Raw genomic sequence first — 18643 nt, 5'->3', positions numbered from 1 at the left:
GAGGTCGTAACGCGCAGCATTCCGGTACGGTGCGGCGCATCCACCGCGACCGCCGCAGCATCAGCTCGTTCGCGCCGGTCGCGGTCGCCGCCGTGTGGCTGGTCGGCGTGGCGGTCGTCTACTTCGCCCCGGGGTTCGGGCGGCCGCTGACCGGGCTCGGAGGTGTGCCGCTGCGCATCGGCCATCCGGACTTCGCCGCGGTGCACCAGATCGCGGCCGCGCTGCTCATCGTCATGGCCGGATACGGGCTGGGCGCGCCGGTCGCGGCGCGGCTGATCCCGGAGGTCGACGCACCCGGCTGGGCGCGCGCCGCGCTGGCGACCGTCGTCGGGTTCGGACTGCTCGGCGTCGTCCTGCTCGCGATCGCGGGGCTCGGGATCTACCGCCCGGCGCCGGTGATCGCATTGCTGGCGGTGTGCGCAGCGCTCGCGCTCCCGTCGCTCGCCCGGCTCGCCGCGCTGGCGCGCCGACCGCGGCCGTCGGCGCCGCGCCTGCCGCGCGTCTCCGCGACCGGCTGGGGCGTGGTCGCGCTCTTCGCCGTCGCGCTGGGCTACAGCCTCGCCGGCGCGTTGGCGCCGGAGGTCGGCATCGACCCGCTCTGGTACCACCTCGGCTTCCCGCACCACTGGCTGGCGACCGGGCACCTGAACGACTTCCCGCTGCAGTACACCGCGGTCTACCCGTTCTCCACCGAGTTGCTGTACGGCGGCGCGCTCGCGCTTGACGGCGACGTCCCGGCCCAGCTCCTGCACCTCGTCTTCGGCGTGCTGCTGGTCGCCGGGACCATCGACCTCGGCCGACGCCTGTTCAGCCCGCGTGCCGGCGTCGTCGGCGGCCTCGTCCTGGCGACCGCGCCGATGGTGATGTGGCAGGCGACGACCGCGCACGTCGACCTCGCCTCGGCGGCGTTCGCGATCTGGGCGGTGAACGTCGCGGTCGCCACACGGCCGGTGCCAACCCGCCGCGCGGCAGTCGCCGTCGGCGTCCTGCTGGCCTTCGCGCTGTCGGCCAAGCTCGTGATGGCTTTCGTCGCGCCGGGCCTGGTCTTGCTGATGTTGTGGGGCGCGCCGCAGCGGGCCGTGCGCGACCGGCTGATCGACACGGTGGTGATGGGCGCGATCGCGCCGCTGGCCGCGCTGCCGTACCTGATCCGCGCCGAGGTCCTCACCGGCAACCCGTTCTTCCCGAGCTTCTACGACGTCTTCGGCGCGCACGACGGCCGCTGGACCGCGGACTCCGAGCGCGGCCTCGACGGCCTGCTCCAGCACTTCGGCGCCGGGCACGGCGTGGAGCGCTTCCTGACGCTGCCGTGGGACCTGACGATGAAGACCGGACACTTCGACGGCACCTACGGGCTGTTGTTCCTGGTGTTGATCCCGTTCGCCGTGCGGTTGCGGCCGCGTCGGCTGCCGCTGCTGGTCGCGCTCACCGCGTTCCTATACGTCTTCTGCTGGTTCTTCGTCGGCCGCACGCTGCAAGCGCGCTTCTTGGTTCCCGCCTTCGCGCTGGCTGCGCCGCTGGCGGGCGCGGGCTTCGAGAGCGCGCTGACGCTCGCCCGCCGCGCCGGCCGGCCCGCCGCCACCGCGCTGACCGCCGCCGTGGCGCTCTTGTTGGTGCTCATGCTCCCGCCGTTCCTGGGCTGGTGGGATCGCGAGCGCGACCAGGGCCATTACCTCGCGGTGGCCATCGACCACCTGCCGCTGCCGTTCCTGCTCGGCGGCCAGACGCGCTCTGAGTACCTCGACCGCTACATCCCGATCCACGGCAGCGACCGGGTGCTCGCGAAGGTCGCCCGGCCTGGCGACCGTGTGCTGTCGATCGACTCCTGGATCGACAACTCCCACACCGACGTCGAGCACGCGCCCTACTTCGCCGCCGCGCTGGGCCGCATCTACGACCCGACGGCCGGCGACGCCGCCCAGATGGCACTACTGCGCCGCTGGCACCTGCGCTTCATCGTGATCAACCGCGCCGAGCGCGACAGCCGCCCCAACGGCCCGATCGCGCTGCTCTCCGACCGCTTCGTCGCCCGCCACCTGCGCCTCGTCCACCGCGACGCGCGGTCGCTGCTCTACGAGGTCCGAGATTTCTAAGCGCGCAGCTTGTAGCCCTGCCGGAAGAGGCGCAGGTTGAGGAGGAAGAGCCCGGCGGTGGCGAGGGTCAGGAAGAGCAGGGCCAGCGGGATGTTGATCTCGGAGTAGCCCAGGAAGCCGTAGCGGGTCAAGCCGATCATGTAGTAGATCGGGTTGATGTGGGTGAGGGTCTCAAACGGCTGCGGCAGCAGCGACGCGGAGTAGAAGACGCCGCCGAGGAAGAGCAGCGGCTGCAGGACGAAGGTCTGGGCGAAGGAGACGTCGTCGAACTGCTCGGCGCGGACGCCGACCAGGACCCCGAGCTGGGCGAAGAAGAAGCCGACGAGGAACAGCGCCGGGATCAGGACCTCGATGTGGTCGACCGGGACGCCGACGAGCGCGGTCGCGGCGAGGAAGGTCAGCAGCGCCACAAGACCGCCGCGCAGGAAGCCGCCGAAGGTGAAGGCCAGCAGCAGCTCCAGCGGCGAGGCAGGTGAGCTCAGCTGGTCGTCGATCGCCCGCTGGAACTTCTGCTGGAGGATCGAGCTCGAGTTGTTGCTGAACGCGTTCATCGCCCAGGCCATCATGATCAGGCCGGGGACGACGAAGACCACGTAGTCGTAGCCGTGCAGCTCCCCCACGCGCGAGCCGAGCGCGGCGCCGAAGACCGAGATGTACAGGAAGGTCTCCAGCAGCGGCGCGCCGACGGTCTGGCGCTTGATCTTCATGAACCGCGCGACCTCGCGGCGCAGCAGCGAGGCGAAGCGGATCTGGGCGGGCGTCAGCGTCACGCGGGAGTCGAAGACGCTCATGCGACCAGCCCTCGCGACAGCTCTTTGCGACCGACGAGCTCGAGGTAGGCGTCTTCGAGGCCGGCGACGCCGTAGCGCGCCGCCAGCTCCGCGGAGGAGCCGGACGCCACCAGCTCACCGCCGTTGATGAAGGCGATCCGGTCGCAGAGCTGCTCGGCCTCTTCGAGGTAGTGCGTCGTCAGCAGGATCGTCGTCCCCTCCGCGTTGATCCGCTGCACGTAGTGCCACAACTCGAGGCGCAGCTCGACGTCGACGCCCGCGGTGGGCTCGTCGAGGATCAGCAGCCGCGGCCGGTGCATCAGCGCCCGCGCCAGGATCAGCCGGCGCTTCATGCCGCCGCTCAGCGTCCGCGTGCGGTCGTGGCGCTTGCCGCTCAGCGAGAAGGCTTCCAACAACTCGGCGGTGCGCTCGCGGCGGTCCTTCTTGCGCATCCCGAAGTAGCCGCCGTGGAAGTCGAGCGTCTCCTCCAGGGTCAGGAAGTGGTCCAGGTTGAGGTCCTGGGGCGCGAGGCCGACCGCCAAGCGCGCGTCGGAGTAATTGTCGATCGCGTCGTGGCCGAAGACGCGGATCCCGCCGCTCGTCGGCGACGCCAGCCCCGTCGTGCAGTGGATCAAGGTGGACTTGCCCGCGCCGTTGGGGCCGAGCAACCCGAAGAACTCGCCCGCGCCGATCTCGAGCGAGACGCCCTTCAGCGCCTCGGTCCCGGTCGGGTAGCGCTTGACGAGGTCGGTGATCTCCAAGGCGGCGGGCGTCTGCACGTCCGCCATCATCGGACCTCAACCGCGCTTGAAGTCAAGCCCGCGTGCCGATCAGGCACGCGTGAACCGGCGGCCGGTCACCGGCGAGACGGCCTCGTCGATCGCCTCGGCCTCCTTCTCGGCCTGCGCGGCCTCCATCGCGGCCAGGCGCTCCGGCGTCATCGCTGTGTCGTCCTCGTTCTCGACCAGCCACTGCGCCGCCTCGGCGCGGGCCGCGTCGTCCACGACGATCTGCTTGCCCGACGCGTAGTACTTGTCGATCTCGGCGAACAGCTCCTCGACCAGGTTCTCGGTCTTGACCTTCTTCAGCGGCTCGCCCTTGGAGAAGATCATCGCGCTGTCCTTCGCGCCCGTGATCCCGAAGTCCGCGTGGCGCGCCTCGCCGATGCCGTTGACGGCGCAGCCCAGGATCGAGACCTCGATCGGGTCCGCGTAGGCCTCCAGCCGCCGCTCGACCTCCATGACGACCGAGTCCATGTCGAACTGAAGGCGCCCGCACGTCGGGCAGGCGATCAGCACCGGGCCGCGCTCGCGCAGCTTCAAGGCCTTCAGGATCTCCCAGGCGACCTTGACCTCTTCCTCGGCGTGGAAGGTCGAGAGCGAGATCCGGATCGTGTCGCCGATCCCATCCGCCAGCAGCGTCCCCAGACCGACGGCGCTCTTCAACGAGCCCGACCACTTCGTGCCCGCCTCGGTGATCCCGAGGTGCAGCGGGTGGTCGATCTTCTCGGCGAGCAGGCGGTTGGACGCGATCGTGTTCGGCACCGACGTCGACTTCATCGACACCTTGAAGTCGTAGAAGTCGAGCGTGTGCATCAACTCGACCCACTCGGTCGCCGCCGTCACCAGCGCCTCGACCGGGTTGGTGAACTCGAGGTCGCGCAAGTGCTTGGGCAGCGAGCCGGAGTTGACGCCGACGCGGATCGGGGTCGAGGCGGCCTTGGCGGCGGCCACGACCTCGGCGACCTTGTCCGGCCCGCCGATGTTCCCCGGGTTGATCCGCACGCAGTGGGCGCCGGCCTCGATGGCCTTGATCGCCAGCGTGTGGTTGAAGTGGATGTCGGCGATGATCGGGATCGGGGACTCGACCACGATCGTCTTCAGCGCCTCGACGTCCTGCTCGCGCGGCACGGCGCAGCGGACGATGTCAGCCCCGGCCTCCGCCACGCGCCGGATCTGGTCCATCGTCGCGGTCAGGTTCGCCGTCTCGGTCTTCGTCATCGTCTGGACGGCGACGGGCGCGCCGCCCCCAACAGGGACGGAGCCGACGTGAATCTGACGGGCAGAGGCCATGGCACCCATTCTAGTAAGGCGGATTGCGCCTAGACTGCCGCTCCGTGGCCCCCACAGACGTCTACGGGACCGCACGGGGTCAGACGAGGGCGCGCATCGCGTCGCCGATCGCCGCTCGTGCCCGCGCGCGGAGGCACGCGGCCTTCTTCGGCCTTACCCGGCTGCAGCCAGGCATGCGCGTGCTCGACGTCGGCTGCGGCACGCTCGGTCTACGCGCGCTGGAGCCGGAGCTGGAGATCACCGGCGTCGACCTCTCGCCGCGCCCCACCTACCCCGGGCCGTTCCTACAGGCCGATGTGACCGAGGGCCTGCCGTACGCCGACGGCGAGTTCGATCTCGTCTACTCCTCCAGCGTGATCGAGCACATCCCGCCGGCGCGGCGGGCGGCGTTCGCGGCGGAGATCAACCGCGTCGGGCGCGGGTTGTACGTGCAGACGCCGGCCAAGTCGTTCCCGGTCGAGCCCCACAGCCTGCTGCCGTTCGCGCACTGGCTGCCGGTCGCGGTTCGCAAGCCGTATTGGCGCCTCGGCGCGCAGGGGTTCTGGGAGGACGTGTCGTTGCTCACGCGCGGCGAGGTCGGCACGCTGTTCCCGGGTGCCGACGTGCACGCTGAGCGCCTCGGGCCGCTCGCGAAGTCGTGGATCGCGATCCGGCACGTCGCGTGACCCAGCCCGTCTGTCTCCGTGATCTCCAGCCGCTGGTCGAGGGCAAGCTGGACGCCGGCCCGCTCGGGTACTTCGCGGGCGGCGCGACCGACGAGCGCACGCTGATCGACAACGAGGCAGCGTTCGCGCGGCGCCAGCTGCTGCCGCGCGTGCTGGTCGATGTTTCTGAAGTGTCGACCGCCACCAAGGTCCTCGGCACGCCGATCTCGATGCCCGTGATCGTCGCGCCGGTCGCGCTCCAGCGCATGGCGCACCCCGACGGCGAGCCCGGGATGGCGCGCGCCGCCGCGGCCGCGGGGACGCTGATGACGGTCTCCACGCTGGCGACCGCCACCGCGCGCGAGGTCCACGAGGCCGCGCCCGACGCGCCACGCTGGTTTCAGTTGTACGTCTTGAAGGATCGCGGCGTCACCCACGCGCTGATCGACGAGGCAGTCGACTGCGGTTACAAGGCCCTCGTGCTGACCGTCGACGCACCCCGCGCCGGCCGCCGTGAGCGGGATCTGCGCACCGGCTTCGCCGTCCCACCCGGCATCGACATGCCCGGCGTTACCGCCGCCGCAGGCCACTCGTCCGGCCTCACGCCCGCGGACTTCTTCTCTTTGGTCGACGCTTCGCTGACCTGGAAGGACCTCGAGACGCTCGTCGAGGCCGTCGACCTCCCAGTGGTGGTCAAGGGCATCCACGCCGCCGCCGACGCCCGCCTTGCTTTGCAGCACGGCGCCGCCGCGGTGATCGTCTCCAACCACGGTGGCCGCCAACTCGACGGCGTCCCGGCCGGGATCGACATGCTCGAAGACGTCGTCCAGGAGGTCGGCGGCGACGCCGAGGTCCTGGTCGACGGCGGGGTGCGGCGCGGCACCGATGTGTTGAAGGCGCTGGCGCTGGGCGCCTGCGCGGTGTTGGTAGGCCGTCCGCTGCTGTGGGGTTTGGCGTGGGACGGCGAGGCGGGGGCGCGGTGGGTGCTTGACACGCTGAAGGCGGAGCTGGAGTTGGACCTCATGCTGCTCGGCGCGGCGGCGCCGGCGGACGTGGCGCGGCACCATTTGCGCTGAGGGAGGCGCGCTGGGCCGGCGGCCCACCTCCCCCATCGAAGGAGTGGGCGGCAGCTCGAGTAGAACTACGAAAACTGCAGGTATCCCTTCGCCCGATCGACGATCACACAGTGCGCACGATGTGCGGACCGCGTCCGCTGTTCGACGTCACCGTGAGCGTCTGAGGGGACCGTTCCACGACGTCGTTCGTACCGAGAATGCAACCCGCACCAGTCGATCGCAGGGTCGATGAAGTCGCGAGGGCCAGCGTGTCGGCGGTCGCGGCGTTGTCCGTGTAGGTCGCGGGCACCGTACCCTCGATGTGGCAGAGCTTCGTCCCGGGATTAGCGAGAGTCAGACCGCAAGTCAGATCGATCGTCCCGCTCGTCACCGTAGTCACGGTCGGTTGCGCCGTCGTAGTCAGCCTGTACCCGCAGGTGATTTCCGTGTTCTGACCGGCGAGGTTGCAACCCGTGTAAGTCATCGTGCCAGAGATGCCGCTGTAGGTCGTTCCGACGAACGAGCCGGCGACATACGTGCCCGTGACAGAAGCGCTCGGGCAAACGAAGGTGCCGCCAGTCGACGAGGACAGCGTCACGGCCGGCCCCGTAGCCGTAAACGTCCCTGTGCCGTTGACGTGCCACGTCACCGCGCTGGCCGTCCCGGCCAACGCGCCGACAACCGCAGCCACCGACGCCACGAGGACGACGAGGCGAGAGATCCTGCTCATATAGAAATCACCTGAATTGATTTTGAGAGTCGCGGTGCAATTTCGGCACCGCAGAACGACGGACGCGCCATAGCGCTAGGACCTCGCTACGAGATCGAGCTGACCGTTCCACCCCTAACCCGGCCAACCTCACCGCTCGCACGCCCTGCCGACCTTGGGGTCGGGCAACTTACGAGCCGAGCCACCATCACACCGCAGGCCGAGGGGACCAGCCAGAGCCAGGCCGACAGGACCTGCCATTTGGCAGTCGGATGGGCTCGACCGAACGCTGTTCTTCTGTTACAGCGCCTAGAGATGTTCCACCGATAGGCCAGACCACCAACGGCACGGCACCCGCACAGCTCACACCCCAGACGCTGAGTATCACTCACCAGCCACCTGGCATATCGCGGGCCCAGGATCGCCCTCGGCCCTGCCGCTCTGGCAGCTTCGTCAAGCCGAGCCCTCTCAGCTCCGCGGGGCCCGCGAGCGCGTGACCAGGGGAAAGTGGGTCATGCTCGTCCGTTGGACGAGCATGACCCCGCGAAAGCGACGCTTTCTGTCTCTCCTCCGCTCAGACGCGGTGGTCGTCGAGAATCACCGGCGCCCGGTGGTTTTCTTGGCCTTGGCCGCCTTCTTGCAGCCGTCGATCGCCGGCTTGGCGGTCTTGGTATGCACCAATCCGTTCTGGCCGGTGATACGCAGGTCGAACGTCATGTCTCGCTTGCAGGTCGACTTGCCCACGACCACGAGGATTCCGTGCTTGCCACCGTTGATCTTCAACTTGAATGACTTGATCGGAGCGTCGGGGATGGCACTGAACGTCGTCACCAAGCGGTCGATCGAATCGACCTGGGACTTGGCGTTCAGATCGATCGTCACCCCATCGCCCGACAAGGGAATCCAGAGGTTGGGCAGCGTCGAGACGACGCGGCCGGTCTTGGTCGTGCGGCGGCCTTCGACGAAGTAGACAGGGCCGTTGAGGTCGTGCGGGAGCACCGATCGGGCCGACGCGGTGCCCACGATCGAGGACTTCGGACAGCTGAACTTGGCGGCCTGCTCGGGCTTGCACAACGCCTGGGCGTTCTTGGGCTCGAGAACCAGCGCGAGCGGGAGCTTGGCCTCGACCTTGGCGATGTTGGTGCCACCCGGCTTCTGGGTCACCGCGGCTTCAAGGCTGGGCGACGTGCCGTCCTTGGTGGACTTGCTGCCGCGCAACTTGAACTTGAACGTCTCCTTGAGGTCCAGGCCCCGGCACCCGCCGAGGCGGAAGGTGACCTTCTGGTCACTGACCGCGCCACCCAGAGCGCCGAAGCTGCCGAAGATCGACTGGCTGGCGCAGCTCGTCGGGTTGAACATGAACTTCTCGCGGTCGATCGTCAGGCGGACCTGCCGCAGCCGCAGCGGGATGCCTTGGATGATCGTCGGCAAGGGATCGGACTTCACTGTGACGTGCGCGTCCTTGCGATCGACGTAGAGGCCGGCGCGGACCACCACGACGCCGAGGTCGAACGGCCCGGCCTGCCCGGCCGTCGGCACGGCGATCGACAGGCCGAACGGCGCGCCCTTGTACGGCCCCGTCAGATAGACGCCGCCCGTGAGAGCCAGCGGCTGACTGCCCGGTCCGGACTGCGCGGCGACGGTACCGATCCGGCTCGCCGCAGGGCAGGAGCCAGCGTTGGCCGAGCTCGGATCGCATTGCGTCACCGAGCCGATGTCGGCCAACAGGCCCTTTGGCAACTCGGTGTCGATCCGCTGCAGGAACGGCATGCCGTCCGACCGCGTGAGCGCGAAGAGGAACCGCGAGTACTGGCCGGCCAGCGTGTTCGTGGTGCTGGCCGTAAAGGACGGCGCGAACGGCTTGGACGAGCAGTTCTGATCGATCGTCATCGGTGAGTCAAGGCCCACCGGCGTGCTCGACGCCCACGACGTGATCTCCACATGCGTGTTGTAGGACCCGCACGTGGTCGGGGTCGCTAGCGCGGCCTGGGCGCCGCCGGGGAACTGGACCAGCATGCGCGAGAATGGCAATTGTGGCGTGTTGTCGAACGTTGCGGTCAGTTGACCACTCACCGGATTGAGATCGATCTTCCCCGGCAGCTTCACGTAGAACCCGGGCCCCTTGACGGCCAGGTACAACGCGATCAGCGACCGGAACGGGTTGTCGTTCTGGGTGGCCAGGATGATGTCGCCGGTCAGCGGATCGTCGAGCAGCGGCGTCTCGATGGTGACCTTGCCGAGCTTCGACGAGGTCGGACAGCTGGGCGCGTCGTTGGTGCCTAGGCCTATCTGGGCGGGCGAACACGCGCCGAGACCCGCGGCCGAGGAGGGCGAGACCGACATGCCATCGGGGAATTTCATGACGACCTGGCGTACATGCGCCGTCGAGAGGCCGTCCGGGTCGTCGCTCTGCGGGACCTTGAGGTCGACGGTCAGGCCCGTGGGCGCGTCGGCGACCTTCGCCAGTGGGAGCACGTCGACCGCGGGCGTGAACGGAAGGCGATCGCAGCCCTCGAAGGTCAGCGGCGTGCCGTCGATGTCGGTAGTCAGCACGCGCGTGTCGAAGACGCCCCGGTGCTCCCACGTGTCACCGCGGGCGGTGAAGGCGGCGGGCGTCGACGAGCACGACGTCGGAGCGCTCAGGAACGGCACGCGTCGTGCGTCGGTGGACCGGGGTGGCACCTCGCTGCGCTGTGCGTCATGGCTCGGGTCGGTTGGCACCCCCCAGAAGGTGATGTCGGCGCTGCGAATCGGCTGGGCCTGCGACAGCGCGAGGCTGCCGGAGGAGATCCCGTAGTCACCAGGCCGGACCCGCGCGTCGATCACGTTGACCACGCCCAGGACGTTGAACCCGAAGCGCGCAGGGACATCGGGCCCGTGGGCGATGTTGTAGATGCCGACCGTGTGCTCCTCGTTCGTGAAGACGTGGGCGATCCCCAGTTGCGAGGCGACGGGGCAGGCCGCCAGTCCGCCCGCCGGGTTGGCCAGGTCGATGGGGTCGCACGTCGCCACGCCCGTCGGATCGCCCACAAGGCCGGGGGGCAGGTCCAGGTCGATCGAGTGCACCGACTCGGTCGGGCCGGCCGGAGCCGGCTCGCCGCCGATGACCGGACTGGGATCCGACGGCAGCTCGATCGAGAACGTGAAGTCCGGATGCGCCCCCGCCTGGCGAGAGAACTGCCCATCCGGCCCGGTCAGCGAGACACCAACACGCTCGAAGCGGAAGTCGGCCTGAGCGGTCGCGGCCAGCGCGAGCACCACACCGACCAACGACACCACCATGGCGATCCTGCGAATCATGGCCATCACCTACTTGCCGAGGGTCCGAGAGAACTTGGCCGACGAAGAGCCCCAACCGCCGGTGAGCGTGACCTTCACCGACACCTTGAACCTCCGATGGGCTGACTTCAGCGCACGCGCCTTCCGGCTGAGCGGAACCGTGATCGAGTAGGTCCCCGCCTTGGCCACATTGCGCACGCTCTTGACCACACGCGTGCCACTCACCTGCACCCGCCCACGCTGGGAGGCACGGAAGCTGATGCGCACGGACTTCAAACCAACGCTCATCTTGGTCACCGTGAGCCGGACACGCGGCGGATTCGCCTTGAGACCTGCTTCCTGGTCTGGAAGCTCAGGCGGCGAGGTCCCCCGCGATGGGCTCTCGACCGGGCCGGACTGCGGCTCGGCGCACTCGTTCCTCACGCACTCAGCGCTCGCGGGCGGCGACTGCCTGAAGGGATTGGCACGGAAGCTGTAGACGTCGATCTCCCCGTCGTTGTCCTGGCCGACCAGCGACTGATCGGTCGTGAAGTACATGATGCTCCCGTCCGGCGTGGCATCGGCGAACCGCGCGGTGAAGTTGCCCTCGCCCGGGCTGATCAACGACAGCTTGCCGTCCTGGTAGGAGTAGACGTCACGCGATCCGTTGTGATCGGCCGGGACCAGCCGCGCAGCGGTGTCGAAGAACATCAACCCGTCGTTGTTGACCACCGCCGGCACCCGGTTGCTGACCGTCCTCGTCCCAAGGGGAAGGCCGAAGTCACGTCCACCGCTTCCGCCATCGGACGGGCACGAGACGCAGACGTCGGTCTGGGCCTCGGCGTCGTACAAGTGCACCGACGGGACCTGGGAGTCGACGTAGGCCAGATACCGGCCGTCGGGACTCGCGAAGCGCTGGATGCCGGCGTCGAGAGAGAAGATCAGCGACGAGGTCGTGAAGGTGTGCGTGACACCATCACGCCACGATTGCGATCCGCCGGCATCGGCGGCGAAGAACACCGTGTTGGCGTCATCCCCGACCGCGTACACGGCGCCTGCAGAGGTGCTGAACGGCTGGCCGATGAACTCCACGTCTCCAGACTGCATGTCGACGCGATACATCCACCTGTTGTTGAGGGACGGTGGATTGTCGGCCGTCAGCCGCTGCTCCGTACGGATGATCGCGTACCGCCCGTCGCGGCTGACGCCGTCAAGCTTGGCGGCCACCACCGTGCCCTGCGGAACATCGCCGCCGGCCTCCGCAACGGAGACCGGGGTCGTCGCGCCACCCAGCACGTGACGGTGGACCGCGCCATCGCCGTCTTCCAAGTCGTAGAACATGATGTTGCCATCATCGGAGACGTATCGCGACGTCAACTCGTTCCCCGTGTCCGGCCTCCGGATGGAGGCGGTGCTCGAGCTCTGCAGTGTCAGCCCCCCGGTGCGTGACCAGCGATACATCGCTTCCGTCGGCGCGCCGGGCAGAAGGCTCCTCGGCGACATGAACGTAATCCAGCTGAAGTCCGGTGCCCCGGCCAGGAACATGTTCTCGGCCTGGATGGTCGACATCAGGAGATACGCCCTCCACCCTGGCGCCGAGCCGATCAACGTGTAGTCACCGGTCCGCACGTCGACGACGTAGATGTTGCCGCTACCTTGCTCCGCACCCGGAGCCAAGACACGGTTGCTGACCACCAGCGCGTGAGAGAAGTCCGACGAGATCGCCTGCGTGACCACCTCTGTGATGTTGCGCGGCACGCTCAGCGGCGGGTCCATGGGGGTCCAGCGAAGCCAGTCATCGCTGCCTCTGCGGCTAAGGTAGCGCGTGAAGATCACCGCGCTCGGGGAGTCGGTCGGCGCCGCGGCCAGGGTGTAGCTCACGGCGGACCCATCCGTGGCGGCTTGGAAGCCCAGCTTGCTGTTGACCACGCCGCCCTTCTTGTCGACCGGGGTCACCTGCTCATAGCCTCGCGCCGGGGGATTTGTCGCTGTCGTGGTGAAGGTGCGGTCAGACCCTTCGGTCGTGCCGGCCGCGTTGCTGGCCACCAGCCGGTAGTGATAGGTCGTTCCAGGCTGCAGCCCGGTGACCGGCCGGCTGACCACTCGCGGCGTCCGGCTCGACCCCGCCGGGGCCTCGCTGCCAGCCGGGGCGCGGTTGCCGTACGCCGTGGTCGTCCCGTACTCGAAGTGATAGGTCGTCTGCCCGCCGTAGGTGTCGATCGTGCCGTTCAACTCCGCCGAACCGGCGGTGACCGCCGCCGCCGCGCCGGTCTGCACGTTCGGCGCCGCGAGCGGGCTGTCGAAGGTCACCGCGGCCGACGTGTTCTCGGTGACGGCGTTGTTCGCATGCGTGGAATTGGCTGAGATGCGGATCCGCCAGGAGTTGTTTGCCCCCGCCGGCACGTCGTCCTCGATCGTCGCCGTCCCGGTGACGTTTTGGTCGGCCAGGCGAACCCACGGATTCCCAGGATCACCGGGATTCGAAACCGGATAATCACCGCAGGCGGCGGTCGCCGGGCAGTACTCGAACCGCGCTGCCGTCGACTGGCCCACTGCCGCGACCTGCGCCGCGACGTGCACGCCGGTTGCGGTCACATTCGACAGTACCGGGGTGTCCAGGCCAGGCTGATCCGCGGGGACGAAGGTGCTGGCCGTGGCACTGCCGTCCACGACGTAGATCCGGTCGCTGTTTCCGTCCCACGCGACGCCCTGCACGGACTGCGAGGTCGGGAAGCGCGTCAAGAACAGCTCCGTCCCACCGGCGGTGAACCCCTGGAGATACGTCTGGCCGCGCCAGCTGACGGCCACGACCACATCGCCACTCTGCGGCTGGACCGCCACCCCGACCGGCTGACTTCCGCTCACCAGCGACAACGCCCCTTGCGACGTGCCCGCCGAGGAGAACCGCCCAATCTGCGAACCGTCGATGACGTAGATCGTGCCGGTCGGTCCAACCGCGATGGCCCCCAGATCCTGAAACGGGCCGCCAGCACCACCGAACGACGAGATCAGCGAACCATCGGCCGCCGACAACCGCTCGATGAGCCCGGTCCCCTGATCGGCGACCAACAGATCGCGTGAGACCGGATCGACCGCCAACGCCCTGGGCTGTGGAGACAACAGCGACGGGGCAAACGTCGGGTCGACCGTGTAAGCCGGCGTCGGGGCACCGTCCGAGACGTGCTTCTCCAATCCCGAACCAAAGGAGGACGAGTTCATCGACACATACAGCGAGCCGTCGATCGGGTCCACCGCCACATCCTGCGGGGCGAAGACCGACGAGCCGCTTACCGAGGTGAGAGAGGTGCCCCCCGCGGCGGCGTCCGGCGCGAACACCGCGACCCCACCGTTCTGCTGAACCGCAACGAAGATGTCGCCGGTCGACTGCCCGACTGCAACGCCGGTGTGCTTCGGGTCCTGAGGCGCATCACCGCCTCCGAAGGACGCGAGATACCCATAGGAGTCGATCGCCGTCGCACCGCTGGCGACAGACACGAACCCACACGACAGCAATAGCACCACGCCCACCACCAAGACCAAGCGGGCGCGCACCGCTGCATTCACGGCATCTGCGGCACTGCGCATAATTCGACCCTTCTCCCTCGTGTAAGACAGCGCCGCGTCACTTCAGACCTAAGACCTGACGCAAGAGAGCGACCTTAACACTAGAGTCAACCCTGTTTCCGTCTTTTATCTTTCGGCCTCGAAAGACCCAACTGCACGGATACGGGGACTCGATTGCCCAGGAGTGGCGATCATCGTTAGGCCAACGGCCCACCCCCGAAGGGATGGGCCGTCAGTCGGAGTAGAACTAAGAGACAGCTGTGCGCGAACTGCGATTACGCAGTGCGCACGATGTGCGGGCCGTTGCCGCCGTTAGACGTGATCGTGAACGTCCCCTCGGAGAGGTGCGCGGGGTCATTCGACCCGAGGGCACAACCCGCACCAGTGCTTCGCAGGGTCGACGAAGTTGCGATAGTCAGCGTGTCCGCCGACCCGGTCCTGTCGTGGTAGGTCCCGAGCACCGAGCCCTCGATGTGGCAGAGCTTCGTGGTCGGGCTCGACGTCAGAGTCAAGCCGCAAGTCACATCGGCGGTCCCCGTGGTCAGAGTAGTCACCGTCGGCTGCGCCGTCGCAGTCAGCCTGTACCCGCAGTTGACGAACACGCCCTGTCCGGCGAGGCTGCAGCCGGTGTAGTTGACCGTGCCCGAGATACCGCTGTAGGTCACGCCGACAAACGGGCCGGCAGCGTACGTGCCCGTGGCCGACGAGGCCGGGCAAACCAGGTTGCCGCCAGTCGACGAGGACAACGTCCCGGGGGTCCCGGCGGCCGTGAACGATCCCGTGCCGGCGACGTGCCACGTGACCGCGCTGGCCGTCCCGGCCATCGCGCTGACAACCGCTGCCACCGACGCCACGAGGACGACGAGGCGAGAGATCCTGCTCATAGAAATCACCTGAATTGATTTGAGAGTCGCGGTGCAATTTCGGCACCGCAGAACGACGGGCGGCCGTGGCGCTAGAATCGCGCAACGAAATACAGTGATCGATAATCACATTTGCTCGATTCACGTTATCGCTCGCACGCCCTTCCGGCCTTGTTCCGGCGACTAGCGAGCCGAGGACCATGACACCGCAGGCCGCAAGTGCCGGCCACAGCCAGGCCGACAGGACCTGCCAGTTGGCAGTCGGATGGGCTCGCCCGAACGCTGTTCTTCTGCTAACCGGCGTCTAGGTATATCCATCGTTAGGAGCAGGCCACCAGTGACGTGGTGCCTACGCAGATGACAACGGAGACCCTGAGCTCTGTTATCGGCCAACTTGCAGAAAGCGGTCTCAGGATCGCCCTCGCTCCTGCCCCATCGGTACCTGTGACACGCCGATCCCGCCTCAATTCCGTCGGCGGACTCATGGAGAGACGACGGTCAGCGCTTTCCCGCCGCGTCGAGGACCAGCGGTGCCTTGCCGGTCGATCAGGAGGTAGCACCGCTGAGCACCGGCCAGCGCTGGTCGTCAGCAATTCCCAGCCGCAGCGCGTCCTTGAGCGTCGCATCGCGGTCCACGCCAGGCCCGCGCCGGTACGCACGATGTGGGAGTCGGTGAGCTGCTTGACGATCTTGGATAGCAGACACGCGGCACCGCTGCTCGGCAGGCGACGAGCGTGGCGTCGTCAAATGTGCGTGTAGATCGCCCGGTTGACTAGCAGCCCGTAAGCACGGCGATCGGCGGCAGCACTGTCGGCCCGGCCTGGCCCGGTGACCTGGCTGGAGCGCGCCGCCAGTGGCAGCCGCGCCCTGTGACAATAACGCCGAACGCTGAGGCGCCTACGCCGCCCGCGGCAACTCTACGACGGCCCACCGGCGCCGCCGGCTAGCAACGCTACACCGATGGCCCACCCCCCATCGAAAGGAGCGGGCCATCAGTTGGAGTAGAACTATGAGAACTGCGGTACTGCTCCGCGCGACCGCTACTACGCAGTGCGCACGATGTGGGCCAGCATTCACAACGCGTACGTGAAGTGGCTCAGGTAGGCGAGGTCGTTCGGACCGATCAGGCAGGATGGACCAGTAGCTCGAAGCTCAAGTCTGATCGGCGATTCCAGTCACCACAGTCGCCGTGGGCTGCGTCTGTCCAGTCAGCTGGAGCCGCGGGTTATTTCCACGTTCTGGCCCGCGAGGGAGCAGCCGCTGTAAGTGATCGAGCCCGAAGCCCGCTGGAGACGCCGTAACGTGGAACGACCCGGTGCCGCTGACGTGCCACGTCAACGCGCTGGCCGTCCCGGCCATCGCGCCGACCACCGCCGCCACCGACGTCACGAGGACGATGAGGCGCGAGACCCTGCCCATGCTGATCACCCGACCTTCTTGGCTTGGAGTCGCGATGCGCTCGGGCACCGCAGGACGACGGACGCGCCGTAGCGCTTGAACCATCGCAACGAGATCAAGCCAACCGGTCTTCATCGGTGACCGGCCAACCTCAACCGCTCACATGACCTGCCGGCCTTCGATCCGGCGGCTTGTGAGCCGAGGACCATGAGACTCTGGGCCCTCAGCTCCAACAAGAGCCAGAACGACAAGACCTGCCACCCGGCCGTCAGATCGCCTCGACCTAACGCCGTTCCTCTGATACTCGGCGTCTAGATATTTCCGCCGTTAGTCCCAACCCACGAGCGGCACGGGCGTGCGACTGTCAACACCTCAGCCACTCAGCACTATTCATCGGCCAACTGGCAGATCATCGCCCCAGGATCATGCTCGGTCCTGCCCCGCTGGCACCTTCGTCAGCCGCCACTATCCGCGCTGAGCGACTCGCGCAGCTTGCGCGCCTCCTCGATCAGCGCCTCCTGCTGCTTGATGATCGCGTCCAGGCGCTTGCGCACCTCGGCGTCCGAGGGCCGCTTGGTCGACCCGGGCGTCGCGGTGCTCGACGGCGACGAAGACGACGGATCGGACTCCGGCGCCGTCTCGGTCTCCCTCGTCCCCGCGTCCGCCCCGGCCGGCGGCACGACGCCGGTCGCCAGGTAGCGCAGCGTCCGCGCCTCGGCCTGCGGGTCGGTGTCGTTGTCGAAGATCGTGACGACCTTGTTGCGCTCGGCGTCGACGATCACGGTCTTGGACACCGAGTTGGCCGCGTTGGGGATGATCGACACCAGGTAGACGAGCCGCCCGGCCACGAACACCGGCCGTGGCTCGACCACGCGGAAGTCGCCGGTCTGCGCGCCGCCCTGGTCGTGGTTGGCGAAGTCGACGCCCGGGATCGTCACCGACCGCACGGTTTGCAGCGCCCGCCGGTTGCCGGTCAGCGACGATCCGGCCGGCACGCGCCAGAGCTCGGTCTTGCCGGTCACCGCGTCGGTGAGGAAGATCGCGTTGACCGCGAACGCGCGCCCGTACGGTTCGGCGACCGTGACCCACTTCGCGCCCCGCTGCGGCCCGAAGTCGATCAGGTAGGGCTGCTGGTTGTCCTCCGTGTCGCTGATGTGGGTCTGCTCCTCGTGAACGAACCACGCGTTCCAAAGACCCTTCTTGTAGGCGTAGGCGTCCTGGATGCGCCGCGCCAGCTTCTCGGGGAAGACCCTGCCGGAAGCGACCAGCTCGGGCCGCGCCTGGGCCTGTGCCGGGCTGAGGTCCTCGATCTTGCCGTCCGGATGAACCACGAACACGCCGCCGAACACCGGGCGACGGACGATGAAGCCCTTGTACTTCATGTACGGGACGACGATCAGCGGCTTGCCGGCGGCGTCGAGGATCGCGGTGTCCTCGCCCAGCTCGATCAAGTAATGGCGTTTGAGCAGCTGCCAGCGCAAGTTGTCGGTGATCCGCAGCCCCGGTGCGTACTTGAACGTGGCGTCGACCTGGCGCACGGTCCGTGCGGTCTGCTCGGCGTCGAGCGCGATCAGGCCCTGGCTCTTCTTGTTGAGCTTGCGAAACGCGCCGTTGGGCGAGCGCATCGCGGTCCATGCCAGGCCCTTGTCGGTCCGCACGATGTGGAAGTCGGTGAGCTCCTCGGTCGGCGAGTTGAAGCCGCTGGAGGCGATCTGCTCGGCGACCTCCTTGGGCAGCAACCGCACGGTGCCGCCGCTGGGAAGCTGACCGAGCGTGGCGTAGTCGGTGTGCTTGTAGATCGCGCGGTTGACCAACGGCCCGTTGAACGCCGCGGCGATCGACAGCCACAGCAGGGCGAAGATCGGCACGGCGATGAGCAGCCACCACGGCCGCTCGCCGGCTTGCAGCCGCCGCAGGATGTCCTGGCGCACGCGCCACTGCCGCACGAGCAGCGCACCGACCAACGCCGCAGGCGGCAGCCACACCAGCGGCTTGGTCCAGAAGAACATCACCAGCCCGTGGAACCAGGGCCGGAAGAACCACAACAACGCGAGCCCGACCAGCACGGTGGCCAGAAGCAGAGCGCCAGCGCGCCGACGAGGGGTCATGTGCGGCCGGACCCTACCGGGCCGGGCGGGGAAGTCGGCTCGGCCGCACCTAGGAGGCGCGGAAGTGGTCTCCTGCGACCACCGCCAAGCTGACGGCCCACCCGAATGG

At 68.0% G+C, this 18643-nt stretch carries 11 protein-coding genes; 3 read left to right on the top strand and 8 right to left on the bottom strand.

Translation table 11 applies throughout. The features are described 5' to 3' along the window. The first annotated feature begins 29 nt into the window (after window positions 1-29). Entirely contained in the window at window positions 30-2093 is a 2064-nt protein-coding gene (locus ACT01A_RS00540; protein ID WP_445150282.1) for an ArnT family glycosyltransferase, read from the top strand. Here the strand turns inward: ACT01A_RS00540 and ACT01A_RS00535 are convergent. Genes ACT01A_RS00535 through ispG form a run of 3 tightly spaced genes read right to left on the bottom strand, consistent with a single transcriptional unit; the run spans window position 2090 to window position 4935 of the window. Continuing rightward, window positions 2090-2884, bottom strand: a complete 795-nt coding sequence (locus tag ACT01A_RS00535) for an ABC transporter permease (protein WP_445150281.1) — start codon at window positions 2882-2884, stop codon at window positions 2090-2092. The two genes, ACT01A_RS00540 and ACT01A_RS00535, sit on opposite strands and share 4 nt — an antisense overlap. Beyond that, window positions 2881-3651, bottom strand: coding sequence for an ABC transporter ATP-binding protein (locus tag ACT01A_RS00530; protein ID WP_445152876.1), 771 nt, complete (start codon window positions 3649-3651; stop codon window positions 2881-2883). The genes ACT01A_RS00535 and ACT01A_RS00530 overlap by 4 nt, the downstream gene beginning before the upstream one ends. 42 nt (window positions 3652-3693) lie before the next feature. After that, window positions 3694-4935 carry a flavodoxin-dependent (E)-4-hydroxy-3-methylbut-2-enyl-diphosphate synthase gene (ispG, locus tag ACT01A_RS00525; protein ID WP_445150280.1) on the bottom strand — a complete coding sequence of 414 codons (1242 nt, stop codon included), beginning with the start codon at window positions 4933-4935 and terminating at the stop codon, window positions 3694-3696. A 44-nt stretch (window positions 4936-4979) separates the two neighbouring features. Between ispG and ACT01A_RS00520 the strand changes: the two genes are divergently transcribed. Both ACT01A_RS00520 and ACT01A_RS00515 read left to right on the top strand, forming a co-directional pair. Continuing rightward, window positions 4980-5600 carry a class I SAM-dependent methyltransferase gene (locus tag ACT01A_RS00520; RefSeq protein WP_445150279.1) on the top strand — a complete coding sequence of 207 codons (621 nt, stop codon included), beginning with the start codon at window positions 4980-4982 and terminating at the stop codon, window positions 5598-5600. Further along, window positions 5597-6655, top strand: coding sequence for an alpha-hydroxy acid oxidase (locus tag ACT01A_RS00515; RefSeq protein ID WP_445150278.1), 1059 nt, complete (start codon window positions 5597-5599; stop codon window positions 6653-6655). The genes ACT01A_RS00520 and ACT01A_RS00515 overlap by 4 nt, the downstream gene beginning before the upstream one ends. 103 nt (window positions 6656-6758) lie before the next feature. Here ACT01A_RS00515 and ACT01A_RS00510 read toward each other — a convergent pair whose 3' ends face one another. The 5 genes from ACT01A_RS00510 to ACT01A_RS00490 all read right to left on the bottom strand — a co-directional run bounded on the left by ACT01A_RS00510 (window position 6759) and on the right by ACT01A_RS00490 (window position 18534). Next, a complete protein-coding gene (locus ACT01A_RS00510; RefSeq protein ID WP_445150277.1) occupies window positions 6759-7364 on the bottom strand; it encodes a hypothetical protein in 606 nt (201 codons plus the stop codon). A gap of 576 nt (window positions 7365-7940) precedes the next feature. Further along, window positions 7941-10643 carry a hypothetical protein gene (locus ACT01A_RS00505; RefSeq protein WP_445150276.1) on the bottom strand — a complete coding sequence of 901 codons (2703 nt, stop codon included), beginning with the start codon at window positions 10641-10643 and terminating at the stop codon, window positions 7941-7943. 9 nt (window positions 10644-10652) lie between these two features. Then, window positions 10653-14186, bottom strand: a complete 3534-nt coding sequence (locus tag ACT01A_RS00500; RefSeq protein ID WP_445150275.1) for a hypothetical protein — start codon at window positions 14184-14186, stop codon at window positions 10653-10655. A gap of 254 nt (window positions 14187-14440) precedes the next feature. Beyond that, window positions 14441-15049, bottom strand: a complete 609-nt coding sequence (locus ACT01A_RS00495) for a hypothetical protein (RefSeq protein ID WP_445150274.1) — start codon at window positions 15047-15049, stop codon at window positions 14441-14443. Between the two features lie 1832 nt (window positions 15050-16881). After that, window positions 16882-18534, bottom strand: coding sequence for a hypothetical protein (locus tag ACT01A_RS00490; RefSeq protein ID WP_445150273.1), 1653 nt, complete (start codon window positions 18532-18534; stop codon window positions 16882-16884). Window positions 18535-18643: the final 109 nt, after the last annotated feature.

This window comes from Baekduia sp. Peel2402 (assembly GCF_052567285.1).
The sequence above is the reverse complement of the archived record's forward strand: the minus strand, read 5'-3'. Positions and strand labels throughout refer to the sequence as shown.

Coding starts and splice junctions, on each gene's coding strand:
- ACT01A_RS00510 (WP_445150277.1), bottom strand. CDS start 7,364: ATGAGCAGGATCTCTCGCCTCGTCGTCCTCGTGGCGTCGGTGGCTGCG.
- ACT01A_RS00500 (WP_445150275.1), bottom strand. CDS start 14,186: ATGCGCAGTGCCGCAGATGCCGTGAATGCAGCGGTGCGCGCCCGCTTG.
- ACT01A_RS00490 (WP_445150273.1), bottom strand. CDS start 18,534: ATGACCCCTCGTCGGCGCGCTGGCGCTCTGCTTCTGGCCACCGTGCTG.
- ACT01A_RS00495 (WP_445150274.1), bottom strand. CDS start 15,049: ATGAGCAGGATCTCTCGCCTCGTCGTCCTCGTGGCGTCGGTGGCAGCG.
- ACT01A_RS00530 (WP_445152876.1), bottom strand. CDS start 3,651: ATGGCGGACGTGCAGACGCCCGCCGCCTTGGAGATCACCGACCTCGTC.
- ACT01A_RS00505 (WP_445150276.1), bottom strand. CDS start 10,643: ATGATTCGCAGGATCGCCATGGTGGTGTCGTTGGTCGGTGTGGTGCTC.
- ispG (WP_445150280.1), bottom strand. CDS start 4,935: ATGGCCTCTGCCCGTCAGATTCACGTCGGCTCCGTCCCTGTTGGGGGC.
- ACT01A_RS00535 (WP_445150281.1), bottom strand. CDS start 2,884: ATGAGCGTCTTCGACTCCCGCGTGACGCTGACGCCCGCCCAGATCCGC.